Origin of the sequence: Burkholderia sp. Bp8991 (assembly GCF_003853795.1) — a bacterium.
GTDB lineage: Bacteria > Pseudomonadota > Gammaproteobacteria > Burkholderiales > Burkholderiaceae > Burkholderia.
The window spans coordinates 1-374 of record NZ_QTQJ01000093.1; the positions used below are offsets into that span (position 1 = coordinate 1).

A 374-nucleotide genomic window follows, 5' to 3' on the forward strand; every position below is an offset into this window, starting at 1 on the left:
TCGAAGTTCAAGCTCGACGCGAACGCCGATCCGCAGGCGTACGGGATCGGCATCAAGGAACTGTGGGAAATCGATCCGGCGAAGCACAAGCCGGGCCTCGTGATCCACACGGCCGGCTGGCCGCTGAAGTCCGATACGTACGGCGGCTCGTTCCTGTATCACATGGACAACAACCAGGTCGTGGTCGGCTTCGTGGTCGGCCTGGGCTACACGAACCCGTACCTGTCGCCGTTCGAGGAGTTCCAGCGCTACAAGACGCACCCGTCGATCCGCGCATTCCTGGAAGGCGGCAAGCGTGTGTCGTACGGCGCGCGGGCGATCACGGCCGGCGGCCTGCTGTCGCTGCCGAAGACGGTGTTCCCGGGCGGCGCCCT

General features: G+C 65.5%; 1 pseudogene. It reads left to right on the top strand.

The features are described from left to right. A pseudogene (locus DIE02_RS35300) lies at positions 1 to 374 on the top strand (electron transfer flavoprotein-ubiquinone oxidoreductase); the annotation flags it as partial.